The following is a 25,377-nucleotide window of genomic DNA, read 5'->3' as shown; positions in this document are numbered from 1 at the left end:
ATTCATGCACTCGATGATGAATCAACTGTTCATCACGGTTCGCCTTCCGCGATCACCTCATCGATTTTTTCGCGATCATTTCTTGCTGGAAGTTCCCGGTTGACGAGCCAAAGCGCGAGGCCGATCAGTACTCCTCCCGCAGCCTGCATCCAGGAAATTGCCGTGCCCAAGATGAAATACGCAAGGATGACCGTGAAGAGCGGGGCCAGGAACAGAAATCCGCTAGTCCTCGTTGCTCCACCTCTTTTCAGAGCCACGAACCAGAGGCCAAATGAGCCTGTTGACGCGGGGATGGAAAGCCAGAGAAACCAAGCCCATTGCTCTCGCGTCACACCGCTCGGCCATTGTTCGCCATCGAGATAGGCGATGGCCAAGATGGCGATCGCGCCCACCAGCATTTGCCAGAAACTCAAGGCCCAGGATGAGAGCGGCAACGCTGCCCGCTTATTGATGAGCGTCGCGCTTGCCCAGCAAAGCGCAGAGACGATGCCGATGATCTCGCCAGCCAGCGTCATCCCGCCAGAAAACATGGATGGGCTGACACCAATGGCAAGCGCAACACCGACAACGCCAAGAAGCAACCCGACGAGCCTCGCTCGGTGCAGGCTTTCGCCAAGAAAGATGCGACCCAGGACAGCAACCCAGATGGGATTGGTGAAAAGCAGGATGGCCGCGGTCGATGCGGAGATGAACTGCATGGCCCAGAACAGCAGCCCCATGACGGCGGCTGTCTGAAGCAAGCCAATCAGGATCACCAGTGCAACATCACGCAGCCCTGCTTTGGCTGGCAGGAGCGCGGCCACAATATTTCGCTCGCCCGCCAGCACCAGCGGCAAGGTCGCCAAGGCTGCGACAAGGAAGCGCCACCCGACCAGGATCATCGGCGTGAAGCCCTGCTGTAGCAGAATTTTTCCTGCGACGAAGCTGGACCCCATCAAGAAGGTCGATGCGAAAAGCGTGACAAGAAAGCCAGCCTGGCTGGATGCAGGAGCGTGTGAATTTCGTGCCATCAGCGTGTCCCCTGTTGGGAGCTTGTAAATTCCGAGATACGGGAAGCCAATGCTTCCGGCACATCCTCTGGCAGGAAATGCCCAGCCTCATCGAATACTTTGATTTGGGCATTGGGCATCTTTCCGCTCAATCGCTCTGCAAAGTGCAACGGCTGGAATGAGTCGAGCCTGCCCCAGACAAGGAGCGTGGGCACGGCCAACTTCTCGACGTCTTCCATGCGCGAGGAAAGCTCTTCTGTCCTCAACGCCCGGGCTGCACGCAGGTATGCGTGCCTCCCGTCGATGCCATGGAACGGACGCTCATAGGCATCAACCAGTTCAGCGGTAACTCGATCGGTATGGAACATGCCTCGTGAAAAGCCTTTCGCCAGGCCTTTCTTCAGATCGAAATCTGCTGCGCGAAGGATTTCGTCCCAAGCCGGCTCCTTCAAGCGGGCAATCCCTGGCTCTGGAAACGAGTCATAGAGGATGGAGTCGATCAAAACGAGGCGATTCAGAATTTCGGGATGGTTGATGGCCACGAGCTGGGCAATCCCACCTCCGATGTCGTGGCCCACTATGGTCGCGCGCTTCCACCCCAGGGCCGAAAGCGCCTGAAAGATGATTTCGGACTGCGCCTGGATTCCAAGGTCCGCGTCCGAAGGCTTGTCGGAATCGCCATAGCCGAGAAGGTCGATCGCAAGCACTTCATGGCCTGATGCGGCGAGAAGCGGCATGACGTTGCGCCAAAGATGGCGGCTCGTGGGAATGCCGTGAACAAGGGCGATGGCACTCCCGTGGCCCTGGCGCGTGTAGGCGATGCGGTAACCGGCCACGTCAAGAAAGCCATTTTCAAGATTTTCGTTATTCATGGCGCTGCGCCCCATCCGCATGAACCGCAAGGATTTCGCAAACCACTGAATTTCGCGGAGTGGGCACGCCGAGCCGTCGGCCTCTGCTGCTGACGTCGCCGCTGAGCCACTGCACTTCCAGCCGGTTTCCGCGTTCCAGGTCGCGCAGCATGGAAGCGGTCATGTCGGCGGGTAGCTGGTCGCAGAAGCGAAGTCGGTCCAGGGCAAAGTCGGCGGCGAGGTTGACGCCTTCGGCCCGGCCGACGTCCACCACCTCCTGCATGACGCCTTCGAGCAACTTGCGGGAGGCCAAATTACTGCGCACCACGCCTATCGGGCACCGCGTGGACGCGGTGGTCGCCGACAGCCCAACCAGGAAGACGAACTTCTCCCAGATCACTCTGGCGATGTCGTCGCTGATTTCGGCATCAATCCCCGACTGGATGCAGGCCCGATGGAAGCGCTCGATACGCGCGCTGCGATGGCCGCCGTACTCGCCAAAGACCAGCTTCTGCAAGTTGTTGGCATGACCGATGACGCCCGGGGCCTCGATGGTTGCCGCGATGTAGCAGACGCCACCTGCTACCGGCCTTTCTCCGAGCGTGGCTCTCAGCAATTCGTCCTTGATCACCCCGTTCTGGAACGAGATCACCATCGTTTCGGGGCCGATCAGCGGCTTGATCGCTTTGGCGGCCGTCTCGGTATCCCAAAGCTTGACACCGAACAGAACGACATCGACTAGCCCGACGTCCGACGGCGTGTCGGTTGCTCTGGGCGTGGGGACATGCATGTTCCCAAGCGGACTATGCACAGTGAGGCCTTGGGACTTGAAGGCAGCTAGGTGAGCCCCTCTGGCAATGAAGCTGACGTCGTTGCCTCCGAGGGCCAGTTTGGCCCCGAAATAGCCACCTACGCCTCCGGTGCCCATGATCGCGATCTTCATCCACGGCTCCATTGTTGAATATGAATTCAAGAAAATTCTAGCTTTAATAACCATCCATGGCAATGTATGCTTGAGTCTTGTGAGAATTCTTGATTGATGAATCATCAATAAGCCATGGGCCGAATACGAAACTTTGACCGCGATGCGGTGCTTGAGAGCGCGGTGGATGTCTTCTGGGAGCGGGGCTATGACGGGGCAGGCATGCAGGAGATCTGCCGGGTCACCGGGCTCAACCCGGGCAGCGTCTACGCCGCCTTCGGTGACAAGCACGGCCTCTTCATCGAGGCTTTGAAGAGCTACATGACGTCCATGTCGCGAGAGACGATCGCGCGCCTGAACAGCAATCCGTCCGGCCGGGCCGGGATTGCCGACTACTACGCGGCGCTCATCGAGGCGATGCTGGGCGGCAAACGGCGCTGGGGATGCCTTGTGACGAACTCGATCGTCGAGTTCGCCATGAACGATCCGCAGATCAGCGAAGCCTTCCAACTCCACCTGGCCAGGCTAGAAACGGCCTTATCTGGTGCGATCGAGCGGGCAAAGCAAGCGGGAGAACTATCGCGGGACGTCGATGCGGCCGAAGCGGCCGTATTTCTCGTATGCACGACGCAAGGACTCAATGTCCTGGCCAAGACCCGGCCCGACCGGCGCACGCTGGAGGCGATCACGCGGCATGCGTTCGCGGCGGTTGGATTCAAGGCCTGAATAGCCATCGGCCCAAGTCGCAGTAGGTGCGCTGCCGCGAGTTCGGCACACCGAGATCGAGGGATAGGCATGTCCCGGTAGGGCGCTCAATGCGGTGACGGGGAACCCGAATCCCAGCCCACGCGCAATCCTCCCCAGAACGCCTTGCTCATGCTGCCGTCGAAAACATCAAAAACTAATCGCCGCGATCCCTGTTAGTACGATCACCGCTCCGACTATGCGGCGTGCGAGATGACCCTCACGAAAGAGCCTGTACGCGAAGAGAGAGCCGATGATGATGGACGACTCACGCAGAGGGGCGACCAGCGCGAGCGGTGCCGTCAGCATGGCGGTTAGCACGAGGATGTAGGCCAGAGGAGAGAATACGGCCACTATAAAAATAGGCACGGCATCAGCACGGATAACTGTGTGAATGTGATGCCACCGGCGCAGTGCGCTTGGAGTCAGGATCAGGGTTTGCAGAAGCAGTGTGCCAGCGTAGTAGCTCACGGGCGCCAAATGCAGCGACGTGACCGCGTAGCTGTCCCAGACGGTATAGCTTGCGATGGTGGCCCCCGTAGCACCTCCCCAAAACATCCCCTGGAGCGGGCGGCGGCTTCCGCTTCCAAAAGGGTTGCCGGTAACGACGAGGATGCCTGAGACGACGAGGAGCGCGCCGAAAAGCGCGACGAAGGAGAGCCGCTCCCCCAAAAGAAAAATCGCAAACAGCATCGTCAGTACCGGCCCTGTGCCACGGGCGATCGGGTAAACCACCCCGAGTTCGGCACGATCGTAGCCAGCCTGCAAGGTCAGGGAATACGCAATGTGCAATGCCGCCGAAACGGCCGCTCCCACCCCGAGCCGCCAATCGATCGCCCCTTGGTCCTGAACCATAAGAACGAGACCGACCGGGACCCACAGCAGCGTCGAAGCACAGCTATAAGCCCAGACGAACAGTAAAGTGTCTCCCCGCTTGTACTTCGATGCCAGGTTCCACACCGCATGGGCTACCGCTGCGGCGAGAACCATTGCGATGGTGCCGGGCTGCATCAGGAAATGTCGGGAAGATCGATGCCCGCCCGCTCCGCCAAGCGGGTCCGCTCTTGATCGCGCAGCGCCAGGGATGCGACCAACGCATCGATAACGACGAGCTGAGCCAATCGACTGCCCGCAGCGGCCATCTGTGCCGGTAGTGGTACGCCGCCGACGACAAGCGCGACGTCGGCGAGGGTCGCCAGGGGCGTGTCGTACTGATTGGTGACGGCGATCAGCGAGGCGCCAGCCGAGGATGCCGCATCGGCGACGGCTAGCGTTGAAGACGTGCGGCCGGTCGAGCTGACCGCGATGACGACGTCTTCTGCGCCCAGGAGCCGTGCCGCGATCATGGCCGACAAATGATCCGTGATGCCCACGGTCATCACGCCGATCGTACGCAGACGGAAGACCGCATCGGCGGCAACCGTCGAGGAAGGTCCAGCACCGAAGGCAAACACCTGGCGCGCGCGCTGGATCAAGCCGACGGCTTTATCAAGCGCAGAGAGTTCGATGGCCCCACTGAGCGCGGTCAGTGCATCGGTACCAGCACGAATGGATGTTTCGAGCACTGAGGCTGACGTCGCATCCTCGGCGAGTGCTTCAGGAGGCGCGAAGAACCGGGCTGTGCCGCGAGCACGCGCGATCTCGATCTTCAGCTCGGTAAACCCGCTGAACCCGAGCGCACGCGCAGCGCGGATCACTGTCGGCGGAGAAACGCCGGCACGGGCGGCAACCTCGGCGGTCGTGCTTGCTCCAAAAAACAAAGGATCGGTGAGCAGGAGATCGACAACTTTCGCCTCGCTTGCGGCTAGGTCGCCGCTTCGGGCTTGAATGCTGCCGATCCATTGCCGCAACCGGTGCTCGCTCTCTGAAACGCTATTACCAAATTCATTTTTCATGTGTAATATATTACATTCGCCACGTGGAGGGCACAACCACCACGTGGGCAGATGCTGTTAAAGGAGTCCGCTTTCATGAATCCCGAAATCAACCCTGGCGTCGCTGTCGTCGGTCCCGGTGCCATTGGCACCACGATCGCAGCGGCGCTACACGAGGTCGGCCGCACGCCGTTGCTGTGTGGACGTAGCCCCCGCGATCACCTGACCCTGCAAGATGGCGACCGCTTTATCACCGTACCTGGCCCGGTTCGGACGAATCCGACACAAATCGCTCGCACGGCTGATCTTGTCTTTTTGGCAGTCAAGGCAACACAAATCGAGGCGGCAGCAGCATGGCTCGCGGTGTTGGTCGGGCCGGAAACAGTGGTGTGCGTTTTGCAGAACGGGATCGAACAGTTGGATAGAGTTCGCCCATACTCGCCACACGGGCAAATCGTTCCTGCCGTCGTGTGGTTCCCTGCGCAGGCGCAATCCGACGGCTCGGTCCGCTTGCGTGGCGAAGCGCGCCTCAGCCTGCCAGACACGTCAGCTTCCCGCGTAGTGGCCGCAGCGCTGCAAGGCACACGGTGCGCCGTAGATTTGGCCGCGAACTTCAGCTCGCTGGCTTGGCGCAAGCTGATGCAAAACGCGGTGGCTGGCCTCATGGCACTCACGCACCGTCGTTCAGGCATGTTCGGTCGCGCTGATATCGCCAGACTTACGCTGGCTTATTTGCAGGAATGCCTGACCGTGGCACGTGCCGAGGGCGCTGAACTCGGCGACGAAGTGCCGCAAGAGATCCTCGGCAAGTTCCGGGCGGCGCCCACAGACATGAGCACCTCCATCCTCACGGATCGAGAAGCTGGCCGACCGCTCGAATGGGATATCCGCAACGGCGTCATTGCGCGTCGCGGCCAGGTTCACGGCATTCCGACCCCGATCAGCGACATCCTGGTGCCACTTCTTGCGGCTGCGAGCGACGGCCCAGGTTGACCCTAGAGTCGATGATCGCGCTGTTATTTCTCTTCTTTCTCGCCCTCGGTGCTGGCGTGCTCAGCGGCGTCGTCGGCACCGGCTCGTCGCTCATCATGCTGCCCGTCCTCGTCACGCTGTACGGGCCACGGATCGCTGTACCTGTTATGGCGATTGCGTCCTTGTTCGGCAACATCGGGCGGGTGATTGCCTGGTGGCACGAGATCCGTTGGCGGCCGGTGTTCGCCTATTCGTTGGCGGGAGTTCCTGCGGCTGTGCTCGGGGCGCATACGCTGCTGACGATTTCTCCTGCCACTGTGGACGTGGTTCTGGCAGCTTTCTTCCTTGCGATGATCCCGCTGCGTCGCCTCATCAGACGATCGAACCTCCATCTGAACCTCTGGCACATGAGTTTTGCCGGGGCAATTGTCGGGTTCCTGACCGGATTCGTGCTGTCCACCGGGCCGCTCAGCGTGCCGGTATTCACCGGGTACGGAATGAGTGGCGGTGCATTTCTGGGATCGGAGGCGGCAAGCGCTATCCTGCTCTATGCCGGCAAGCTTGGTACGTTTGGTGCGTCAGGCGTACTTACGCGGCCCGTCATCGCACGTGGACTTGCCATCGGCATCGCATTGCTCGTCGGTTCAATGATTGCGAAACGTCTCGTCCAGCGACTCCAGACGCATACATTCGAGCTTCTCATCGATGCGGTTCTCGTCGCTGGGGCGGCAGGAATGATCCTCTCCCTCAACGGATGAGCGGAAGCGGAAAAGGTGTAATCGCTCGCTTAAATTCACGCCGTTTCAACCAACAGTTGGCCCACGTTGCCGCCCGATCTCCCACGACACGCCACCGCTGCGTACTGTTGCGGCAAGCTGCTGCCCTAGCCGCTGCTCAATCACCGGCCGCCACGGCACCAGGCTGAAACTCTTGCCCTCATCGAGCATCGCATAGCGCCCGCTCGCCAGCATGACCGAGCGCCGGTAGATGCCAGCCACGCGCTGCCCGTCCGCCGACGGGCGATGCTCCAGGCCGGTTTCGGTGGCAATGTCCTTGGCGGCTTGTGCCAGTTCCCGATTGCGCAGCGTGCCCAGCAGGTTCCGGGCGAGGATCACACGCTGCCCGCGCCGCTCGGCCAGCCCCTGTTCGGCCAGAAAGTCTGCGCGCTGTTGCAGGGTGTTCTTGACCTCGCCACCAAATCCCAGGTCGCCCAGCCCTCGGCTGCCGCCGATCAATTGCTGGTCAAGCCAGGTCGCACCGATGACGCGGGCCTGCCGCTCGATGGGCAGGTGCGATTTCAGCTCCACCGCCACGCCACCCAGGCGCTGCGCGTCGTACTGGCGGCCACGCTCGGCCAGGTCGTCCGGCACCTTCCATAGCCCTTCGGCCACGCGCTCGACGATGCCGGCCCGGCGCAGGGCTTCCAGCCGCCGGACGTGGGCTGCGACGACTTCCTGCGGGTCGCGTCCGGGCTTGGCCCGGCCCTGTTCGATGGCCAGGTGATGATCGGCGCGGTACAGGCCATCGCTCGCCAGCGCGGCAATGTTCTTGTCGGCGGCGCGCACGTCGGCTGAACCCTTCACTTCCACCACCGCACCCGTGGGGTAGTTCGCCAGCTCGTCGCGGGCATTGAGCCCGACATAGTGGGCCTTGCCGTCCACGCCGTCGATGACCAGATAGCCCCGGTCGCGCAACTCGTCGGCCAGGCCCTTCGCAGCCACGCGGCCGAGGATGCTGCGGCCACTTCCATCGTCATTCTGGCCCGGCTCGAACACCGCCAGCTCGCGCGGCTCGCCGCGCATGGCGCGCTGCATGGTGCGGATGATGTCGCCGCGCTCGCCCAAGGCGCGCAAGGTCTTCTCGGCGTCCGTATGGACGGCCCAGGTGCCGGGCTGGGTCTCGTCGGCAAGGCCCAGGCGCTGCAAGCGTTGCAGACGGCCGATCAGCAGCAGGCGCTGGCGTTGCAGTCGGGGCTCGTTGAAGCGTTCGATCTGCATCCGGCCATCCTCGCCGGCCTCACGTTGCAGCGTGCGGTCGAGGCTCGTCCACCGCTCCTGTTCCACCTCGCGCCCCAAGATCTGCTGGATCTCCAGTTCGGTGCGCGGCCCCAGCCATTCCGTCGCCAACTCGGCGGCCCGATGGCGGAAGCCGTGGGCGATGTAGTCGCCGGCGATGATGAGGTCTTTGCCGGCGTCGTCGCGCCCGCGCACGATCAGGTGGGTGTGCGGGTTGTCGGTGTTCCAGTGATCGACCGCCACCCAATCCAGGCGCGTGCCCAGGTCGGCTTCCATCCGGTTCACCAGATGCCGGGTATAGGTGCGCAGATCGTCCAGCTCGGCGCCGTCCTCCGGGGAGACGATGAAGCGGAAATGGTGCCGGTTGTCGGCAGCTCGCTCCTTGAAGGCATCCAGGTCGGCTTCGTCGGTCTGCGGCCCATAGGCCCGGCCCGGTTCGCCATCGCGCCCGGCGCCGTCGCGCTCGATGTAGCGCAGATGCTTGGCGAGCGATTGCGGGCTGGCGTTGCGTTGATTGACGAGCAGGGTCTTGATCGTCACGCGCCGCGACATGGGCGTCAGCTTCCCCCCGGCGAAGCGCGCTGCCGTGTGGCCGCGCCCTAGGCGCGAGCCCGGACGCTGGCCGGCGCGTGCGGCGTTGCCACCGGCTGAGGAATGGCGCATCGAGGGCTTGCCGCCGCTGGCCTTGCTAGCCTGCTTGAGCACCTTGGAAAAGAAGCTCTGGCCCTGGCCTTGGCCCCGGTTCTTCGGGGCGCTGGGGCGCGCGCGGAAATCGTCATCGCGGCGGTCGCTCATGGCTGCGCTCCCTGCAAGCTCTGCTGTATCCGGTCGTGCGAAGCACGCGGACACGCCTGCATTGGCGCGACCTTCGCGCCCCACGCGGCACGGGGGCCCATCCGCTCCGTGCCGCGCCACCCCCATGTGCAGACAGGCTTTCGACGCGGCCCGGTGCCGCGTCCTTTTGTCTTGCCTTCCGCCTTTGCCTTCCGCTGTCGCTCCAGGCACCGGAGGCCCGGCGACGCTGCTGCGTGAGCAGCCAGCGCGCCGACGAACACGCGAACCGACGCGATGAAGGCCACAGGCCGAGCGCGTTCAAGGCAAGACGCCTGCACGTTGGACGGCTGCGCCGGATGCGGCGCGACGTGCGGTGCGAATGCACCGGCACGGCAGGCGCGGCGACACGGCAGCAGCCAGCGGAACGACATGCCCGATGGCACGCCGGAGCGCAGCGAATCGGCGGCCATCATTGGCGTGTCTCCAGCCAGATCGGGTGCGCAACGCCGATCACGGCGGATGCGCTGACCGGGCCGAAATACCGACTGTCGAAGGACGCCGGATTGGTCACACTGAGCAGGAACAGTTCGTCCGGTTCAAGGCGGCGGCAAAGCTGCAAGGACGGCAGCGCCCGGCCCAGCCGGTCGACGGGCAGCACGGCGGCCGAAGGCACGCCGTCGATGCGTACCTGCCCGGCGACAATGCAGACGTGTTGCGGCGCGACCGCGCCCACACGTTTGAGCAGCGGAACGCGCGTCGGCAGGTAGCCGCGCTGCTCGGCGAGCGCGGCGGCCGTAGCCGGAAGCGGCACCAGAACGATGCTGTCCACGGACAACGGACGTGGCAGCGAGACGGTGCGCGGGTTGAACGGTTCGACGCGATACCAGCCGACCGCCACGCTGTCGGATGGGTTGTAGGTCAGACGCGGCAGCGGCGACACGAAAGCCGCCCAGGCCAGCGCAGCGAAGCCGATGGCGGCCAGTGTCGCCACGACGATGCGAGCGCGCAGGCGCGAGCGAGGACGCGGCGCGGTGCCTGCGGTGCGGGCCGTGCTGGTTGGGACGGTCATGGCAACACCTTCCCGGTCTGCCAGGCCGCGTGCCGCTCAGCGGTGTAGTCTGGCAGCGCAAGGCGCGCCGCCAGACGGTTGCCCAGCGTGCGCCAGTACGCGGGCGACACGTCGATGGCGGCGATGCCCAGCGCCTCGATGGCGTCGATGCGTTCCAGCACGGCGCGCACGTTGGCATCGCCTTCGGCATGCAGCAGCAGGCGCGCCCCCGGCTGCACGCCGGCAATGCGCTGCATGGCGTCCAGTGGCGTGCACGCCTGCATCACCATGAGCTGCCAGCGGATCGTGCCGTAGTCGTTGGCCTGCCAGCGGATGCGGCAGAGCATCGCGCCCGGCAGGAACACCGCGCAGCGCCGCCAGCGGTCGAGCTGGAGCGTGCGCGCCGGTTCTCCGAAGCGCAGGTAGAGCTTGAAACGGGCCTCGATGTAGGCCAGCGAAACGCGCGTCAGCGGCACGTTGTCGGCCTGTCCGGCGAGTGCTGCGGGATGTGGCGGCAGCGCAGCCGTGGCCGCGCTAGCGGCAGGCGAAGCGGATGCCGTCATGGTGTGTTCTCCCTGTGGTTCTCGGGAAACTCCCGCTCCAGCAGGCCGCGCAGCAGATCGGCCACGGTCACGCCTTGCGTGAAGGCTGATACCTTGATGCGCGCCCGCATGGCGGGTGTGATGTCGAGGGTCAGGCGCGCGGTGTAGAGGTCGCCTTTGCTCAGCGCATCGGCGTCGCCCTGGCGAATCCACGCCTCGGCGTGTGGATTCGCGGGCGGACGTGCGCCGATGCCGACGCGCTTGCCCGTGCGTTTGCTGCTGGGTGGCTGCTGCGCTGTCATGTCGGCCACCGCAGCAGTTCGTCCACCAGGGCCGTGATTTCGCGGGCGGCGGCGCTGTCGGGCGCTGTCTCGCGTGCGAGCCGGCCAGCGGCCACGCTGTCGGCGAACACGATGCGCTGATGCACTTCCGAGTGCAGCGCGGGCAGCGGCTGTTCTGCCAGGGATTGCCGCGCCTCACGGCCGATGATGGTGGTACTGACGCGCCGGTTGATGACGAAGGCTGCGCGGAGCAGCGGACGAAACACCTGCGCTTCGCGGATCAGCGCCACCATCTCTGCGCTGGCCCACACGTCATAGGGGCTGGGCTGCACCGGGATCAGCACACGCTCGGCCGCCAGCAGCGCGGAGCGCGCCAAGGCGGCAATCCTGGGTGACCCATCAATGACGACGTGATCGGCCCGCCTGGCGAGTTCTGGCGCTTCCTGATGCAGCGTTTCGCGGGCCAGGCCCACGGCGCTGAACAGCCGTGGCAAGCCTTGCTGGCTGCGGCGCAGCGTCCAGTCCAGTGAGGAACCCTGCGGGTCGGCATCGAGCAGGACGACATGCTGGCTGCGCAGTGCCAGTTCGCCCGCGATGTGCGTGGCGAGCGTAGTCTTACCGACACCGCCTTTCTGGTTGAGCAGAGCGAGGATCATGGCGCGGCCCTCCCTGCTGGAAAGCCGGTCTTTCGCTCCTGCGTTTGGTGCCGTTGGGTGGTTGTCCACCGAAACGGAGCGCTTCTACTAAAAGTTATGTATTTACTGTTAGGGAAGTTAAGGGACGCGAAAACCCAATGCTGGCGCGGGTTTGCGGCCGATTTTGTTGCCTGATAGCACGAGGATTTGTTGCCTGATAGCACGAGCCTCCTGTTGCTTGATAGCACGAGTGAATTAACAGGTTTTCCCAGACTTATCCCCGTGCCGTGGGCGGCACGGGCCGGAAGGTCAGCAGCTCGGTTTTCTCGCCGGGCATCCGCTCGATGCCCAGGAAGTAGCCGGGCAACGACTGCCGCGCCACCAGCGCACGCAGGTCGGCGGCGAAGTCGTAGAAGCGCGCCACGCTGCCCGACTTGCGGTACAGGTGCTGGAAATCGAATTGCCAGCCGTGCTCCTGCCGGCCGCCATGCTTGCGCACCAGCCGGTACAGCCACCGCTCGATGCCGCCCGTGAGCCGGAAGTACGTCGGGTCGATGGTCAGCACCAGGGCGGCGTCCACCACGCCCGCATAGAACCAGTCCGGCAGGATCAATTCGATGCCCAGCGGCGTGCCGCTGGCGTCGGCCAGCTCCTTCCACTCGTTGATCCACGAGAAGCGGTGCAGCCGCCTTCCCGTGGTTTCGCGGATGGACGTGGCCACCGTGGTCGATTGCAGGCGATCCAGTGCCGCTTTGAGGCGCTGGTAGTCGCGCAGCGACGTGCCGCGCCCGATGAAGCGCAGGATCTCGTAGGGGCGCACCTGCATCAGCCGCGAGGTCGGGATGCCCGCATCGCGGGCTTCCACGATCTGGCTGGCGGCCCAGATCAGGATGTCGGCATCCCAGATCGTGGCGATGCCGTGCTCCTGCGTGCCCTCCACGCGGATGGTGATGCCGCCCGCTCGGAAGTCGATCGGCGCGGTACGCCGCGACTTCGCCAGCGAGAAGAACGGAAAGGCCATCAAATCCTGGCTGTCGCGCGGCGCCATGTCGCCCGGCAGCGCGCGGAACAGGTCGAGCTGTTCGCGCTGCTGCACTGGTCGCTGCCGCAGGGGCAGCGATGGGCTGGACATGGCGATGGCCACCGGCGAGCCAGAAATCAGCGGCCGTCACGGTAGTCGCCCGCATGCCGCTCGGCATATTCCGGGTCGGAAGTCGCCGCGTAGCTGCGCGCATCGGCCCAGGCATCGAGGTCGCTCACGGCGTACATGACGCGGCGGCCGAACTTGCGGAATTTCGGGCCACCGCCGGTCACGCGCTGTTTCTCCAGCGTGCGCGGCGACAGGCGCAGGTAGTCGGCGGCTTCGTCGTTGGTGAGATAGCGTTGGGGCTGCGCGGGCGCAGCGACAGCAGCGGCGGCAGGCCGCAAGGGAGCGGGTCGCATGGGAAGTACCTCCATCAAGCCCGGCCACACCACGCGGCCGGATAGAGGCACTTTCAAGAAAGCGGGGCTTCTTGCTAAGGGACGAATTGCAGGACTGCAAAACGTCCCCCTTACTGCGATGCAACTGGCGGAAGCTGCGCCAGGCTGCGATAGCCGCCGCGCATCAGCGCCTCGCCACGGCGCACCAGCCGCCGCACGCGGGCACGCAAGGCGCTGTCCTTGTGCCAGTCGGCGGCGACGGCATCGGCACCGAACAGCCCTTCGGCCACTTCGCGCAAGGACGCGCCCGCCAGGGTCGCGTCGAGCGCTTGCAAGGTGTGCAGCTCCAATAGCGCAGCCGTTGTTGGACGCTCTCGGGTCGTCACCTCAGGCGGGGCCTCCGGTAATCTAGTCAGCTTGTTCAACTGAGCAACCAGTGCGTGGTAGCGGGCGCATGGCAGTGCGCAGGCGCGGATGGCATAGGCGTAAGCCACACCGTCTGCCAGACTGGGTGCGAGCGCGAAGCGCAGGCAGCATCCAGGCCATCGCGCCACCAGCACTAGGCGTTTGCCGTCGTGAATCAGGTGTTTGGTGCCTGGAATGCGCCAGAACTCGAACACCACCGCATCGGGTGGCGGGTCGGCGTCTGGGTAGAGCTGCACCACGGCATCGTGATCGGGGAACCAGGCCGGATGCGCGTCCCGCGCATCCAGAGCCGGGTCTTCCAGCAGGCGTAGCCCCCAGCGCTCGGCAGCATCTGGCCTGCGACGACGGCGCAGCCAGTCGAGCCGGTAATCAGGATTGCGGCGCAGGTACTCCCAAGCCAGGGCTGGGCCATCGAGATGCAGCGTGTAAAGATACGCGGCGGTCGGATACCAGTGCTCGTGGTGTTCGGCGCTCGGGTCTGCCATGACGCAACCTCCTGTCGGACAGCAGGAACGTCGCCACGGGCGTGAAGAAGGCAAACTACGGCGTCATCGGCAAACCGTCATGGATGGCTGGGTAAACTGGCAGTGTCAAGACCGATTGGCTCCGAAGCGTTGCGTGGTTCGTCCGAATGCGACGACCGCGCAACCCGAAAATGGTACGCGGCATCGGATACCGTGCCGCAGCCCGCGCCAACCATCATGACTGTTTGCAGCAGGGTCGCACCGCTTCGGTGCAAGAGTGCTGATTCAGACTGTACAGGTCTCGGGTAAGACTGAAATAGTCACAATGCGCCCCGGCCGGCCGGACTGCGCTGACTTTCATCAGTCCGGGATCGCACCGTTCTTCTGCGCCAGGCGGACGTACTCCGACAGCGGGCGCACCGCCTGGAAATAGCGATCCCGCCTCACCGGCAGCTTGCGCGGCCCGACGATGCCCGCCAGGTCGGAGAGCTTGACCGTGCCCAGCGAGGGCATCCCGATACCGAGGTCGATCAGCCCGTAGGCCGTGTCGCTATCCGCAGGATCGAGCGACACCAACAGCCAGGTCACATGCGCGTCGGGGGTGAACAGGCGCACCACAGGCAGCGGGTCGAGGTGTTGGCCAGCGGCGAGCGCCGCGCCGTGGGCCAGCAGCCGGGCGCGTTCGTCGGTGGTGACAAGCGGCAGGGTCATGGCCGGAACCTCCACGAAACCGAGGATGCGCGGATGCGCTTCTGCGTCGAAGCACGGAACCGCCAAACCGTCTCCGTGCTTTCGTGCCCAAGCACGGATGCACAAGCCATCGCATCCGTAGAAGAACGCAAGCGCGGAAGCGGAATTGTAGGAAGCCGGAAAGACACGGATGCGATTCCCCGGTTCCGTCGGGACCCGCACATGCGGATTTCCGCAAAGCACGAAAGCGTGCCTTTTATCCATAAATGAACACTATAGGTTGTAGCTCTATAGGGCGCAATGGGCTGTCATCTTGGTTTTTGTGGGGAAACCAAGTTGGTGACAGCGAAACACTCATTGGCAACGGCAATACGGACAGTCAGGAAGGCGCGAGGCTTGAGCCAGGAAGCGTTCTCCGACGTGTCCAGCCGTACCTATATGAGTACGCTGGAGCGCGACTTGAAGAGCCCGACCATCCACAAGCTGATCGAGCTGTGCGAGGTCATGGAAGTGCATCCGCTGACACTGTTGACACTGGCTTACACTGATGGCGATGAGCGCAAGGTTTCCCATCTGTTGGCGAACGTGCAACAAGAGCTAGCGTCTCTACTTCCCAAGAATGAGGATGCCAAGTCCAAATGATCTATATCGACTCAACGGACGATGCGCTTGATAAACGAGTCAAATCTGTTTGCGCCCCTTTATTCGCTACTGGGCAATTCTTGCACGGCGGTCACAGCGAGACCACTATCAACGCAACAGTGACTTTCATACAGTTTGAGTCCCGTATATATGCAGTGACTTGTCATCATGTTCTTTCAGCGTTTTTGACCGAAGCACTAAGAACTGGACGCCGAATCGTGCCGTCCATCCATTCGGGCCAATCTATTCATCAATTCCATTGGTACGGCCCACAAGGACAATACCGATGGTCATTCCTGAGTTGCCGTGATTTCCCATCTAATGCCAACATTAACGATCAACAAGCACTCTCAGACATGGAGCGCCGGAACATGGAGCGCCCCGATATTGCAATAGCTGAAATAACAAGCGTTTGGCCGGTAATGCAAAATAGTCGAGGTGCAGAGGCGATCAATCTGGATGACTGGACAGAAGCGGACTGGTCATCCATTCAACCGGTGTGGCTGGCCTATGGCTTTCCCGATGGTCACAAATATCGGACAAGCGATAAGGTTGCCGCGCCAATGCCACGTGTGGCGGTTGAACTGGCTTCCTCGACCCCATCATCGGAAAGACCAACTTATACACTCTGCTCGACCTTGGCAGTCGAACATGGTTGGGGGCTCAGCGGCCTCAGTGGCGGCCCCGTATTGGTTGCGCATATCGACGAAGATCTCTATGCGTATGTTGGAATTACATTTGAAGGTGCTCCGAGCGCGAAAGAGCTAGAGGAGAACCCGGAATCGTTCATTGGAAAACGAGACATCGTGCTAAGAGGCTACCACCTGACTCCGAACAACTTTCGGGATTGGCTATTGCAACTGGCATTTGGCGTTGAGCTTTCCTGATATCAGGAAAGCGATATCGCTTGCTACGGTTAATGCGCCCCGCCGCAATGGGCAGGGCGCGGTGGGCGGCCGTCAGGCCGCCTTGGACTTGCTACGCGACCAGATCAGGTCGTGCGTGCCGTTTTCGCCTTCGATCAGGCGGGCATAGACCGTCGCCGGGAACGAAGGGTCGTCGATGGACACGGACAGGTACTCCCGCCCGGCCTCGCTGGTCTTCTTCCACGCCGCGCCGATCTCATGGCCGGCCGCCTGAAGGTGGAAGTCGGGGGCGTTTTCGGTGTCGCCCTTGTCGTTGGGAACCAGCTTGACCTTGACGTTGAGGGTCAGGGTGCGAAGCGTGCCGGTGAAGCCGTCTTTCTCTGCGGTGAAGGTGCCGATGTTTGCCATGATGAATTTCCTTTCGCTTGAACAGGGTTCGCGCCCATCGCGTCCTGTTGTGATCCAACCGGCGGGGGACGGGCTGGCTGCACCGCTTGCGGGCGCAACGCAGTGGAGCGCCTGGAAGCGAAAAGAATTTGTCCCGCGAGGAATGCGCGCAGCGCAGGGGAAATTGTTTTCGCTGGAAGGTTGCAGCCATAGAAGCCCGGCCACCGCCAGGATTCACAAACAGATAGGACGCCTTGGTCCGGCCCGCTCCGAAAGGAACATGGCCGACTCGGCTCCCCGCATGACGGCTTCACCGGCCTGCGCCCTGACACGGGCAAGGACAACACCCGGCGACAAGGTGAAAGCGCCCCTGCCGTAGCTTGCGGCCTGGTGCTTGAGGCGTGGCGTGGAAGCTCCATTGCAGCCGGGCGGCGTGTCGGTGAACCGTCCTTCGTGACGTACAGGCGACGAACCGCCAGCGTCGAGGACGGCACGCTTCCGTGCAACCTGCGGCAGCAAGCCGGGGCGTAGGCCCACAAGTCCCGCCCATTGCGGCGGGTTGCGTTCGGAATGTCGTCGGCGTCATGCGCCGACGCACTGATGGGCTTCGAGGGTTTCCCGCGCACAAGGCCACTTGTGCGCCGCCCCTTCGCCGCCTGCCCGAAGGCGGCGAAGGGGCGTTCTGGCTTTGGGCATTGAAACCGGGCGCGGCCACCGCCGCGCCCGGATTTTTGACCACCAGCCCCAGGGCGGATCCGCCTGGGGCCGATGCTGATGGAACAGCGAAGCGCCCCGGCCAAAGCCGTGGCGCTCGGTGGCGGTGAAGGTCAGGCAGCGAGTGTGTGGCCCTGCTGCTCGTCGGCGTTGTCGATGGCGTCCGGCTCATCGTCCGTCACGGCCTGCGGCGCATCCTGCGCCGTAGTGTCGTCGGTGCCTTCGGCCTTGAAGATAGCAGGCATCCACCCGGTGCCGTCCGCCAGCCGCTCGGCTTCGCTGACAATGTCGGCCTTCTTCAACTTCGCCAACCGGGAAACATGCTCGGGCGCGTAATCTTCCACGGCATCCAGAATCACAGCCTTCGGGATGTGCTGGAAATAGCCTTCGCTGGTGGGCTTCCACCATGCCGCCATATCCAGCCCCACGGCCTGCGCCATTTCTTCGCCCGGTTGCTGCGCCGTGGCGCGAGGCGTCACCACATCCACCGTGGCCGCCACGCACACCGCCAGCAGCCGCACCAGTTCATCCTGCGACTTCGCCAGCAGCACGGCGAACAGTTCGGCGCTGTCCTCCGGCAAGCCTTCGCCTGCTACCTGCTGTAATTCGCGCAACGCCACGGCGGCGGGCAAATCCGGTATGTCCGGGGCAATGCCTTCCAGCCGGTCTTGCACTTTCAGGCTCACGCCCAGCGGCAAGTCGTGACTGTAGTAGCTTCCTTGCAACACGGTCTGCACCATGCCATGCACCAGCGCGGCCAGCGCCACCTGCGGATGCCGTGCCACCTCGATTTGCAGCGCGGCGGTACGGTGGGCGCTCAACCGCTGCGCCAGCTTGTCGGATATGGCGGCGATTTTGGGTTGTCCTTCGTTGTCTCCGTCCTCGCCTGTGTCATCGTTCCCGGCTTCGCCGTCGCTACCGAAACCCTGCCGCAACCGTTCCAAGGTGCGCAGCGCCTTGGCTTCGGCTTCGCGCAGCAGGCCGCGATGCACCACGATCTGGCCTTGCCGGTCGAGCGTGACGATGGCACCGGCTGCGGCTTTGACGTTGGGGCTGTAGTCCAGCAAGGTATCTTCCAGCGCCTGCAACTGTTCGCCCAGGCGGTCGCCTTCCTCCTGCAAGGCTTCTGCCTTCTCCTCGTCGTCTGCTTCCATCGCGGCATCCACCGCTTCGCCAATGGCCTGCATCTTTTCTTGCAGCTTCTCCATGCGCTGCGCTTCCCGCTTGTTGAGGGTGCGGCGTTCTCGCTGCGCACGATGGAAGGCTTGCAGGTCGGCATAAGTGACGCTGGGCGTGGCATCCACCCATGCCCAACCCTCGGCGCGGATGGTGGCGGCATGTTCATCCAGCTTGCTGCGCACCAGCGTTTCCAGCAGCGTGGCATCGGTCAGATACACCCCGGCATCGCCTTCGGCAAACAGGTCGCGGCGAATGCCACCGCCTGCGGCTTGGTAGGCGTCCATCCCGACGAAGCGCACCAGCGGGTGCTGGCCGTCTATCTCACGTTCGGTCAAGCGGTCGCGCAAGGCATGCGGACTACGCTGCCATTCCGGTGCGTCGTAAAACGCGGCTTCCTGCGCGGCGTGGTCGTCGGTGATGGCGAGGGCCATCAACTGGTCAAGGCTCACGGCATCGGCGCGATAGTCGGCCATCAGGCGCGGCGATACGTTGGCGAGTTTCAGACGGCGCTGCACTACCAGCGGCGTGACCGCAAAATCAGCGGCAATGTCTTCGATGGGTCGGCCTTCGGCCACCAGTGCGGCGAAGGCTTCAAACTGGTCTGCCGGGTGCATCGCTTCGCGTTGCACGTTCTCGGTCAGGCTGACGGTGCGGGCGCTGGCATCCTGCACCAGCAGGCAAGGCACCTCCCAGTCCTTCGGAATATGGCGCTTCTTCGCCAGCAGCTTCAAAGCAGCCAGCCTGCGGCCACCGGCCACGACTTCGTAATGCTCGCCATCGCTGGCAAGAATGACGGTCAGGTTTTGCAGCAGCCCCACGCGGGCAATGCTGGCCGCCAGCGCGTCGATGGACTGGCCTGCGGTCTTGCGCACGTTGCGGCGCGAGGGGCGAAGCTGCGACAGCGGCACCAGCAGCAGGTTCTGCGCCTGGGCGGCGCTTTCCAGTGCAGTGGCGATGGCTTGCGTTTCGGTGTGGGTGATAGCGTTCATGGTGATAACTCCTTGCGATGGTGGAATGCAGCAGCGAATGACGCGGCAAGGGTTGCTGCCTGCCCCTGCCGCGCAGGAGAATCAGGCTTTCAACTGGCGCAGGCCGTCGGCCAGCAGCCACAGGGCGCGATTGAGGCGAATATCAGAATCAATGCCTTGCACCGGGCGGGTCTGCTGGCGGCGTCCGTTGGCGCTGCGCCCATGCAAACCGCCCTTGGTCAAGTTCTCTTGGGTACGGTTGAACACGCTCCACAAGTCCGGGCGACGGTCGTCGAAACGGCGCGGCATCAGGATTTGCGATTCGGTGATGGGTGCGGGCTTGTCGGGGTCGTCGTACTTGAGCGACAGCGCGGCGCGGGCGAATACTTCAGCCTCGCCTTCATCCAGCGTGATGGCCTGCATGGATTCGCGGGATTCGAGCGCACGATCAAAACCGTGCAGCACCTGATAGGCACCTTCGATCACTTGCCCTGCTACGTCGCCCTTATGCGGTACGCGCACATCGGCCACGGTGTCGCCGCACACCAGCCCATTGCTGCACACGAAGCGGAACATTCCGGCCAGCATCTGGTAGCTGCTGGTGCCATCGTGCGAGTTCAGCAGGATGATTTCGTTGGCTTCGCCTCGGGCATTGATCTGGCTGGCATGGCGCAGCCGGATCATGTGCTTGGTGTAGTCGCGCCGATCTTCGTGGCGGGTGCGGGTCTGCGTCACCATGAAGGGCTGAAACCCTTCTTTGCGCAGTTCTGTCAGCACCGTGGCGGTGGGGATATAGGCGTAACGCTGGGAACGGCTCTCGTGGGGGGCGTCTGCAAAGATGGACGGGGCCACGCGGTGAATCTGGCCGTCCGACAGCGGGGTATCGCTGCGCAGTACCGGGGAACGTGATGCGAAACGGGATGCGAGTTGCATGATCTTTCTCCTGACGAAAAGGGGTTGCTGTTCAAACCGCACACCGGATTCCTAGATTCGGAGCCCAGCCTTTTGGCTGTTCGGTGCGGTTGGCACGAGGAACCCGGTTGGCCCTGTTGCCACCGTCTTTCCTGAGTTCATCGCCCGCGACGGTCAGGAGCCCACGGACGTGGGCCGTCAAGGAGAAAAGCGGCAGGTAGGTGCGGCCCGCAGGCGCAGCCGAGGACACGGCCTGGCGCGCCTTGACGGCACGCGGCCACGGGCTACAGTCGCGAGCAAGGTGATGGAGTCAGGAGAGACGGTTGGACATGGCAACGGCCGCCGTGATGTGCTGAATCGCACGGCAAGCGCAAGCGCGCAGGCCCGAAGCTGGAAGCCGGGCCGTAGGCGTCAGGGATGTGGAAGGCTGGCGAATGCCAGTCCCGTCAGGGATGAGCGAATAGCGAACCTGGAGCAGCGTGATCCGCGAAGCGGAGACGCAAGCATGTTCTTCGCTTATTATTTGGTTACACGAGATGAATTTTACGTCTGCAGCAATCTGTCAAATCCGCAGATACGGATTACGATAACTAAAGATACGCTCTCAGATGGAAAATAAACTCAAGAAGCTGCACGGAGGCTAAAAACATGCACGAGATAATCTGTCCACACTGTGCGAAAGCATTCAAAATTGACGAGGCTGGTTACGCAGACATCCTGAAGCAAGTTCGAGACGCTGATTTCGATAAACAGTTGCATGAGCGACTTGAACTGGCTGATCAGGAAAAGCGAAACGCCGTTGAACTGGCGATTGCCAAGGCGGCTAGCGAGCGACAGAAGGCGGCCGCAGCCAAGGATGCAGAAATCCAAGAACTACGATCGCGACTTGATGCTGAAGAGGTGGCACGGAAACTTGCAGTTAGTGAGGCGCTCATTGCTATAGAAAAAGAGCGTGATGCGCTTGCCAACGCGCTTGAGCAAGCACGCCGTGAAACAGAATCCACCTCAAGGCTGGCTGAGGCAAAGCTTCTGAACGAATTGCAGAAGACTGCTGCCACCAAAGATTCCGAAATTCAGGATTTGAAATCCAAAATTGAGTCTATAGAAGTAGCAAAAAGACTTGCAATTACAGAGGCCATTAACTCTGTAGAGAAAGAGAGAGATGAGCTGCGAAACAGTCTCGAAAAATCCAAGCTAGAAAAGCTTCTTGCGGAGAAGTCGCTCAAGGATAAATACGAGACGCAAATCAAAGATCGCGATGATGCCATCGAGCGTCTTAGAGATATGAAGGCACGTCTATCGACAAAAATGGTTGGCGAAACACTCGAACAACACTGCGAAACTGAATTTAACCGCATTCGAGCTACGGCCTTTCCGAGAGCATACTTTGAGAAAGACAATGATGCCCGAACGGGGAGCAAAGGAGACTATATTTTTCGCGACTCGGACGACGCGGGAACTGAGATAGTTTCCATCATGTTCGAAATGAAGAATGAAAATGATCGTACTGCGACAAAAAACAAAAACGAAGATTTCCTTAAGGAGCTAGATAAGGATCGCATTGAGAAAGGATGCGAGTATGCTGTATTAATATCGCTTCTGGAGCCTGAGAGCGAGTTATACAACACTGGAATCGTTGATGTTTTTCACAGATTCCCAAAGATGTATGTCGTTCGGCCGCAGTTCTTCATCCCAATCATAACGTTGCTAAGAAATGCAGCGATGAATTCTCTGAAATACAAGTCTGAGCTTGCGCTTATGAAGGCGCAAAACATCGACATTACAAATTTTGAAAATGAGCTCGAGTCATTTAAATCGGCTTTCTCAAAAAACTATGAATTGGCTTCAAGACGATTTCAAACTGCAATCTCTGAAATAGACAAGTCGATTGATCACCTTCAAAAAACTAAAGAAGCATTGCTCGGAACAGATCGCAATCTTCGCCTGGCGAATGACAAGGCACAGGATGTCACGATAAAGAAGCTTACTCGTGGCAACCCGACAATGGCTGAAAAGTTTTCACGCCTTGAGCAGAGCGCTGAAGAGAAAGAAGAATAGATTTTTGAGAAAATCCAATATTAACTCTTCAATTGATGGTGAATCATGGAAAATACATCACATAACCCAGATCAACACATGTTTGGGTTTCGTCAGTTAGCGACAAACGGACGAAAGCGGATAGGAATACTGATTGGTGCAGGAGCGCCTGTCAGTATCAACATAGGAGGCCCGAATGGTTGGAAGCCGTTGATACCGAACATTGCTGGTCTTGAAAAGATTGTTTTGGACACCTTATCTGACGAGCAAAAGAATGTATACAATCAGATAAAATCTTCATTTCCTGACTCGAATCTTGAAAAAGTTTTATCAAGAGTCAGGATGCTGGCTGAAGTCATAGGCGATGGTAAGATTTTTGATTTCACGGCAGAGGAATTTAAAGATTTATCAGAAGCGATATGCAATTCTATTCGAGATGTAGTTTCTCAAGATCTTCCATCAGGGGCGAACCCATACTCTGAGCTTGTCTCTTGGATTAACGGAATCAATAGAAAATATGCGGTTGAGATTTTTACAACCAACTACGATCTTTTAATTGAAAACGCTTTAGAAAGAGCCAAAACCCCTTATTTTGATGGGTTCAGTGGTTCAAAGAGTGCCTTCTTTGATCCATCAAGCATTTCGAAAAATGATCTGCCTCCAAGATGGGTGAGACTCTGGAAACTCCATGGTTCTATTGGCTGGGAATCGAATGAAAACGGTGAAGTTGTTCGCGTTCCGGATTCAAAAAATGCCAACATGGTCTACCCATCACATATTAAATACGACCAAACCCAGGCGGCTCCTTTTTCCTCTCTCTTTGATCGCTTAAAGAACTTTATCCTTGAACCTGATTCGCTTATTCTGAGTACAGGATTTTCTTTTGCTGATGCTCATATCTCGTCTCGGCTGCTTGAGTGCCTAATGGCAAACCCAACAGCAGCATTATTCGCCTTTCAATTTAACAGTCTTGCCGACGAAAAAGCCGCTAAAGATTTAGCTCTAAAGTGCTCGGGGATTAGTGCTTTTTGCAGTGACGGCGCAGTAGTCAATGGCGTTGAGGCAAAATGGAAAATCGGCACACCTCCAACGAAGAACTGGCATGAGATTCGCTCTGAATATTACAAGGACAACAAATTCCTGTTAGGCGATTTCTTACGCTTGGCTCGTTTCTTAGCAACCGCAGGTAGCGATATATCCCAAGACGCAGCCCCACCCATTCCTCAAGATATAAAGGAGGAAGAGCTATGACGAATATTCAACCAACTTTTTTGGGACTTATCAGCTCCGTCTCGAGCTCTTCGGTGGCCGTTGACCTGGCAGCATCAGTGGAGTCGGGAATTGTTGTCTTGGAGGGACGAAATTATAGAATCGGCCAAGTGGGCAGTTTCGTTAAAATCCCATTGGGCTACAACCATTTGTATGGTGTCATTTCTGAATCGAGTGAAACGTCAACTCTAGATGCAGATTCAAAGATTTCATCTGACAGAAAGTGGATAAAGGTGGAGCTAGTAGGAGAGTCCATAGGCGGAAATTTTGATCGAGGAATAAGCGAGTACCCAAGTATCGGTGATCATGTACATTTTGTCGTTGATAGCGATCTTAAATCCATCTTTAAAAACAACTTAAGCAGTCACTTTCAGGTTGGTCGTCTGTCTAGCTCCGAAGGAATTGAGGTAAGTCTCGATTTGGATAAGCTTATTGCTCGGCATTCGGCGATCCTGGGCTCAACCGGCTCAGGAAAATCAACGAGCACAGCAAGCATTCTACGCTCAATGGTTATTAAACCAGATGGTTCTCCATTGCCATCAGCTAGAGTTCTATTGATAGACATTCACGGTGAATATGGCCCGGCACTTAGTGATGTTGCCAAAACATTTTCGATTCTTCCCTCGGGAGAGAATCAACTCTACATACCATTTTGGTGCATATCTCCAGACAAGCTAATTGAATTTCTTTGCAATAATCCAAACGATTCTCAGCGCTCTCTTTTCATGGACAAAACTGTTGATGAGAAGAGGCTTGGTATCACATGGAATAACATTAAAAATATTGATCCGGAAAAGATCACGAGCAACACACCGCTCCCTTATAGATTAAAAAAGCTATGGTATGACCTATGCCACGAAGATAGCATTAACTACACTGACAATACCATGACCACCCCGGCCTATGCACCTAATGGTGAGGGCTCCTTTGACGATTTGATTGCCCCTAAATTTTTGCCGCCTGGTGCTGGAACAGCGCCTCCTAAGAAAGGCGGAACCGGTGCGATGAAGAGGCAGCTCGACCTGATGAAGTCAAGGCTCCTCGACACCCAATATTCATTTTTGTTAGAGCCAGGCGACTGGAATCCCGATAAAGATGGAAAGATCAAGAAGGATCTAGATGGACTGTTAGAGGAATGGCTTGGCCATGACAAACCGATAACAATACTTGATTTATCTGGCATGCCATCAGCGCGATTGACACTCCTTCTGGGGGCTGTTCTCGATATAATTTTTGAATCAGCCATTTGGGGGCGCAACGTCGCAGAGGGCATGCGTGAACGTCCTCTACTTATTGTGCTAGAAGAAGCTCATCGTTATCTTGGAAAATCGGAGAGTGGGCATTCAAAGGAAATGGTGCAGAGGATTGCCAAGGAAGGTCGAAAATTTGGCGTCGGTGCCATGATTGTTAGTCAGCGCCCCTCTGAAATCGACGAGACGATTCTATCCCAGTGCGGGACTATCATATCGCTGCGCATTAACAATTCTACAGATCGCGGAATAGTTAAAGCTGCAATGTCAGACGGCTTGGCCGGGATTGTTGACTCATTGCCTATACTTAGAACCGGGGAGGCCATCATAGTCGGTGAAGCGGCGCAGCTTCCTACTCGTTGCAGATTCAATGTTTTGCCTGATGACAAATATCCCAATAGCGGAGATCCCAAGATTGGAGAAAAATGGAGCGCAGCACGAAGTGAAGAAGACTACTCCAAACTCGTTAGAGCGTGGAGAAACCAAGACAGCACGCAACAATAG

At 60.0% G+C, this 25,377-nt stretch carries 25 protein-coding genes; 8 read left to right on the top strand and 17 right to left on the bottom strand.

The genetic code is table 11. The features are described 5' to 3' along the window. Positions 1–32 precede the first annotated feature (32 nt). Genes G4D77_RS01860 through G4D77_RS01850 form a run of 3 tightly spaced genes read right to left on the bottom strand, consistent with a single transcriptional unit; the run spans position 33 to position 2,783 of the window. Positions 33–1,010 (bottom strand): DMT family transporter, encoded by a 978-nt coding sequence (locus G4D77_RS01860; protein WP_034008092.1) that lies wholly within the window; start codon positions 1,008–1,010, stop codon positions 33–35. After that, on the bottom strand, positions 1,010–1,861 hold the full coding sequence (locus G4D77_RS01855; RefSeq protein ID WP_034008089.1) for an alpha/beta fold hydrolase: 852 nt from the start codon (positions 1,859–1,861) through the stop codon (positions 1,010–1,012). Before G4D77_RS01855 ends, G4D77_RS01860 begins: the two co-directional genes overlap by 1 nt. After that, a complete protein-coding gene (locus tag G4D77_RS01850; RefSeq protein WP_034008088.1) occupies positions 1,854–2,783 on the bottom strand; it encodes a ketopantoate reductase family protein in 930 nt (309 codons plus the stop codon). The genes G4D77_RS01855 and G4D77_RS01850 overlap by 8 nt, the downstream gene beginning before the upstream one ends. A 114-nt stretch (positions 2,784–2,897) precedes the next feature. Between G4D77_RS01850 and G4D77_RS01845 the strand changes: the two genes are divergently transcribed. Beyond that, positions 2,898–3,488: a TetR/AcrR family transcriptional regulator gene (locus tag G4D77_RS01845; protein ID WP_034008086.1), complete on the top strand. Its 591-nt coding sequence runs from the start codon at positions 2,898–2,900 to the stop codon at positions 3,486–3,488. A 168-nt stretch (positions 3,489–3,656) separates the two neighbouring features. On the opposite strand, the gene G4D77_RS01840 is transcribed toward G4D77_RS01845, so the two are convergent. Together G4D77_RS01840 and G4D77_RS01835 are read right to left on the bottom strand one after the other, a co-directional pair. Then, complete coding sequence (locus G4D77_RS01840; RefSeq protein ID WP_034008085.1) at positions 3,657–4,517, bottom strand: EamA family transporter; 861 nt, start codon at positions 4,515–4,517, stop codon at positions 3,657–3,659. After that, positions 4,517–5,401: a MurR/RpiR family transcriptional regulator gene (locus tag G4D77_RS01835; RefSeq protein WP_034008084.1), complete on the bottom strand. Its 885-nt coding sequence runs from the start codon at positions 5,399–5,401 to the stop codon at positions 4,517–4,519. The genes G4D77_RS01840 and G4D77_RS01835 overlap by 1 nt, the downstream gene beginning before the upstream one ends. Positions 5,402–5,476: 75 nt before the next feature. Between G4D77_RS01835 and G4D77_RS01830 the strand changes: the two genes are divergently transcribed. Both G4D77_RS01830 and G4D77_RS01825 read left to right on the top strand, forming a co-directional pair. Then, a complete protein-coding gene (locus G4D77_RS01830) occupies positions 5,477–6,373 on the top strand; it encodes an oxidoreductase (protein ID WP_034008082.1) in 897 nt (298 codons plus the stop codon). 11 nt (positions 6,374–6,384) lie between these two features. Further along, positions 6,385–7,110 carry a sulfite exporter TauE/SafE family protein gene (locus G4D77_RS01825; RefSeq protein WP_034008081.1) on the top strand — a complete coding sequence of 242 codons (726 nt, stop codon included), beginning with the start codon at positions 6,385–6,387 and terminating at the stop codon, positions 7,108–7,110. Between the two features lie 45 nt (positions 7,111–7,155). Here G4D77_RS01825 and G4D77_RS01820 read toward each other — a convergent pair whose 3' ends face one another. The 9 genes from G4D77_RS01820 to G4D77_RS01780 all read right to left on the bottom strand — a co-directional run bounded on the left by G4D77_RS01820 (position 7,156) and on the right by G4D77_RS01780 (position 14,670). Beyond that, complete coding sequence (locus G4D77_RS01820; RefSeq protein ID WP_034008079.1) at positions 7,156–9,162, bottom strand: relaxase/mobilization nuclease and DUF3363 domain-containing protein; 2,007 nt, start codon at positions 9,160–9,162, stop codon at positions 7,156–7,158. Between the two features lie 448 nt (positions 9,163–9,610). Further along, complete coding sequence (locus G4D77_RS01815; RefSeq protein ID WP_060784652.1) at positions 9,611–10,210, bottom strand: S26 family signal peptidase; 600 nt, start codon at positions 10,208–10,210, stop codon at positions 9,611–9,613. After that, a complete protein-coding gene (locus tag G4D77_RS01810) occupies positions 10,207–10,752 on the bottom strand; it encodes a DUF2840 domain-containing protein (protein WP_060784653.1) in 546 nt (181 codons plus the stop codon). The genes G4D77_RS01815 and G4D77_RS01810 overlap by 4 nt, the downstream gene beginning before the upstream one ends. Then, positions 10,749–11,033, bottom strand: coding sequence for a hypothetical protein (locus tag G4D77_RS01805; protein ID WP_060784727.1), 285 nt, complete (start codon positions 11,031–11,033; stop codon positions 10,749–10,751). The genes G4D77_RS01810 and G4D77_RS01805 overlap by 4 nt, the downstream gene beginning before the upstream one ends. Further along, positions 11,030–11,668, bottom strand: a complete 639-nt coding sequence (gene parA, locus G4D77_RS01800; RefSeq protein WP_060784654.1) for a ParA family partition ATPase — start codon at positions 11,666–11,668, stop codon at positions 11,030–11,032. The genes G4D77_RS01805 and parA overlap by 4 nt, the downstream gene beginning before the upstream one ends. Before the next feature lie 253 nt (positions 11,669–11,921). Next, positions 11,922–12,779: a replication initiator protein A gene (locus G4D77_RS01795; RefSeq protein ID WP_060784728.1), complete on the bottom strand. Its 858-nt coding sequence runs from the start codon at positions 12,777–12,779 to the stop codon at positions 11,922–11,924. Positions 12,780–12,805: 26 nt separating this feature from the next. After that, positions 12,806–13,090 (bottom strand): helix-turn-helix transcriptional regulator, encoded by a 285-nt coding sequence (locus G4D77_RS01790; protein ID WP_060784655.1) that lies wholly within the window; start codon positions 13,088–13,090, stop codon positions 12,806–12,808. A gap of 110 nt (positions 13,091–13,200) precedes the next feature. Then, the gene (locus tag G4D77_RS01785; protein ID WP_060784656.1) at positions 13,201–13,980 is read right to left on the bottom strand and encodes a DUF2285 domain-containing protein; all 780 of its coding nucleotides are present in this window, start codon (positions 13,978–13,980) and stop codon (positions 13,201–13,203) included. A gap of 339 nt (positions 13,981–14,319) precedes the next feature. Further along, positions 14,320–14,670 carry a DUF2958 domain-containing protein gene (locus G4D77_RS01780; protein WP_060784729.1) on the bottom strand — a complete coding sequence of 117 codons (351 nt, stop codon included), beginning with the start codon at positions 14,668–14,670 and terminating at the stop codon, positions 14,320–14,322. A 318-nt stretch (positions 14,671–14,988) separates the two neighbouring features. Here G4D77_RS01780 and G4D77_RS01775 point away from each other — a divergent pair, with 318 nt between their 5' ends. Together G4D77_RS01775 and G4D77_RS01770 are read left to right on the top strand one after the other, a co-directional pair. Continuing rightward, entirely contained in the window at positions 14,989–15,291 is a 303-nt protein-coding gene (locus G4D77_RS01775) for a helix-turn-helix domain-containing protein (RefSeq protein WP_081092636.1), read from the top strand. Continuing rightward, complete coding sequence (locus G4D77_RS01770) at positions 15,288–16,178, top strand: hypothetical protein (protein ID WP_126675561.1); 891 nt, start codon at positions 15,288–15,290, stop codon at positions 16,176–16,178. Before G4D77_RS01775 ends, G4D77_RS01770 begins: the two co-directional genes overlap by 4 nt. A gap of 72 nt (positions 16,179–16,250) precedes the next feature. On the opposite strand, the gene G4D77_RS01765 is transcribed toward G4D77_RS01770, so the two are convergent. From G4D77_RS01765 to G4D77_RS01755, 3 genes are all read right to left on the bottom strand, one after another. After that, positions 16,251–16,565 carry a DUF736 domain-containing protein gene (locus tag G4D77_RS01765; RefSeq protein WP_060784658.1) on the bottom strand — a complete coding sequence of 105 codons (315 nt, stop codon included), beginning with the start codon at positions 16,563–16,565 and terminating at the stop codon, positions 16,251–16,253. 806 nt (positions 16,566–17,371) lie between these two features. After that, positions 17,372–19,426 (bottom strand): ParB/RepB/Spo0J family partition protein, encoded by a 2,055-nt coding sequence (locus G4D77_RS01760; protein ID WP_060784659.1) that lies wholly within the window; start codon positions 19,424–19,426, stop codon positions 17,372–17,374. Between the two features lie 81 nt (positions 19,427–19,507). Then, positions 19,508–20,338, bottom strand: a complete 831-nt coding sequence (locus G4D77_RS01755) for a DUF932 domain-containing protein (protein WP_060784660.1) — start codon at positions 20,336–20,338, stop codon at positions 19,508–19,510. Positions 20,339–20,965: 627 nt separating this feature from the next. On the opposite strand from G4D77_RS01755, the gene G4D77_RS01750 reads away from it, so the two are divergent. Genes G4D77_RS01750 through G4D77_RS01740 form a run of 3 tightly spaced genes read left to right on the top strand, consistent with a single transcriptional unit; the run spans position 20,966 to position 25,377 of the window. Next, positions 20,966–22,375, top strand: coding sequence for a DUF2130 domain-containing protein (locus G4D77_RS01750; RefSeq protein ID WP_060784661.1), 1,410 nt, complete (start codon positions 20,966–20,968; stop codon positions 22,373–22,375). 45 nt (positions 22,376–22,420) lie between these two features. Then, positions 22,421–23,605: an SIR2 family protein gene (locus G4D77_RS01745; protein ID WP_081092628.1), complete on the top strand. Its 1,185-nt coding sequence runs from the start codon at positions 22,421–22,423 to the stop codon at positions 23,603–23,605. Then, positions 23,602–25,377: an ATP-binding protein gene (locus G4D77_RS01740; protein WP_081092629.1), complete on the top strand. Its 1,776-nt coding sequence runs from the start codon at positions 23,602–23,604 to the stop codon at positions 25,375–25,377. The genes G4D77_RS01745 and G4D77_RS01740 overlap by 4 nt, the downstream gene beginning before the upstream one ends.

This window comes from Delftia sp. WY8, assembly GCF_018437695.1.
Classification (GTDB): Bacteria; Pseudomonadota; Gammaproteobacteria; order Burkholderiales; family Burkholderiaceae_C; genus Comamonas; species Comamonas tsuruhatensis.
This window is presented reverse-complemented; position numbering and strand designations above follow the sequence as displayed.

What these genes read in the sequence shown, in the direction of transcription:
- G4D77_RS01860 (WP_034008092.1), bottom strand. Translation starts at nt 1,010, where the DNA reads ATGGCACGAAATTCACACGCTCCTGCATCCAGCCAGGCTGGCTTTCTT.
- G4D77_RS01855 (WP_034008089.1), bottom strand. Translation starts at nt 1,861, where the DNA reads ATGAATAACGAAAATCTTGAAAATGGCTTTCTTGACGTGGCCGGTTAC.
- G4D77_RS01850 (WP_034008088.1), bottom strand. Translation starts at nt 2,783, where the DNA reads ATGAAGATCGCGATCATGGGCACCGGAGGCGTAGGTGGCTATTTCGGG.
- G4D77_RS01845 (WP_034008086.1), top strand. Translation starts at nt 2,898, where the DNA reads ATGGGCCGAATACGAAACTTTGACCGCGATGCGGTGCTTGAGAGCGCG.
- G4D77_RS01840 (WP_034008085.1), bottom strand. Translation starts at nt 4,517, where the DNA reads ATGCAGCCCGGCACCATCGCAATGGTTCTCGCCGCAGCGGTAGCCCAT.
- G4D77_RS01835 (WP_034008084.1), bottom strand. Translation starts at nt 5,401, where the DNA reads ATGAAAAATGAATTTGGTAATAGCGTTTCAGAGAGCGAGCACCGGTTG.
- G4D77_RS01830 (WP_034008082.1), top strand. Translation starts at nt 5,477, where the DNA reads ATGAATCCCGAAATCAACCCTGGCGTCGCTGTCGTCGGTCCCGGTGCC.
- G4D77_RS01825 (WP_034008081.1), top strand. Translation starts at nt 6,385, where the DNA reads ATGATCGCGCTGTTATTTCTCTTCTTTCTCGCCCTCGGTGCTGGCGTG.
- G4D77_RS01820 (WP_034008079.1), bottom strand. Translation starts at nt 9,162, where the DNA reads ATGAGCGACCGCCGCGATGACGATTTCCGCGCGCGCCCCAGCGCCCCG.
- G4D77_RS01815 (WP_060784652.1), bottom strand. Translation starts at nt 10,210, where the DNA reads ATGACCGTCCCAACCAGCACGGCCCGCACCGCAGGCACCGCGCCGCGT.
- G4D77_RS01810 (WP_060784653.1), bottom strand. Translation starts at nt 10,752, where the DNA reads ATGACGGCATCCGCTTCGCCTGCCGCTAGCGCGGCCACGGCTGCGCTG.
- G4D77_RS01805 (WP_060784727.1), bottom strand. Translation starts at nt 11,033, where the DNA reads ATGACAGCGCAGCAGCCACCCAGCAGCAAACGCACGGGCAAGCGCGTC.
- parA (WP_060784654.1), bottom strand. Translation starts at nt 11,668, where the DNA reads ATGATCCTCGCTCTGCTCAACCAGAAAGGCGGTGTCGGTAAGACTACG.
- G4D77_RS01795 (WP_060784728.1), bottom strand. Translation starts at nt 12,779, where the DNA reads ATGTCCAGCCCATCGCTGCCCCTGCGGCAGCGACCAGTGCAGCAGCGC.
- G4D77_RS01790 (WP_060784655.1), bottom strand. Translation starts at nt 13,090, where the DNA reads ATGCGACCCGCTCCCTTGCGGCCTGCCGCCGCTGCTGTCGCTGCGCCC.
- G4D77_RS01785 (WP_060784656.1), bottom strand. Translation starts at nt 13,980, where the DNA reads ATGGCAGACCCGAGCGCCGAACACCACGAGCACTGGTATCCGACCGCC.
- G4D77_RS01780 (WP_060784729.1), bottom strand. Translation starts at nt 14,670, where the DNA reads ATGACCCTGCCGCTTGTCACCACCGACGAACGCGCCCGGCTGCTGGCC.
- G4D77_RS01770 (WP_126675561.1), top strand. Translation starts at nt 15,288, where the DNA reads ATGATCTATATCGACTCAACGGACGATGCGCTTGATAAACGAGTCAAA.
- G4D77_RS01765 (WP_060784658.1), bottom strand. Translation starts at nt 16,565, where the DNA reads ATGGCAAACATCGGCACCTTCACCGCAGAGAAAGACGGCTTCACCGGC.
- G4D77_RS01760 (WP_060784659.1), bottom strand. Translation starts at nt 19,426, where the DNA reads ATGAACGCTATCACCCACACCGAAACGCAAGCCATCGCCACTGCACTG.
- G4D77_RS01755 (WP_060784660.1), bottom strand. Translation starts at nt 20,338, where the DNA reads ATGCAACTCGCATCCCGTTTCGCATCACGTTCCCCGGTACTGCGCAGC.
- G4D77_RS01750 (WP_060784661.1), top strand. Translation starts at nt 20,966, where the DNA reads ATGCACGAGATAATCTGTCCACACTGTGCGAAAGCATTCAAAATTGAC.
- G4D77_RS01745 (WP_081092628.1), top strand. Translation starts at nt 22,421, where the DNA reads ATGGAAAATACATCACATAACCCAGATCAACACATGTTTGGGTTTCGT.
- G4D77_RS01740 (WP_081092629.1), top strand. Translation starts at nt 23,602, where the DNA reads ATGACGAATATTCAACCAACTTTTTTGGGACTTATCAGCTCCGTCTCG.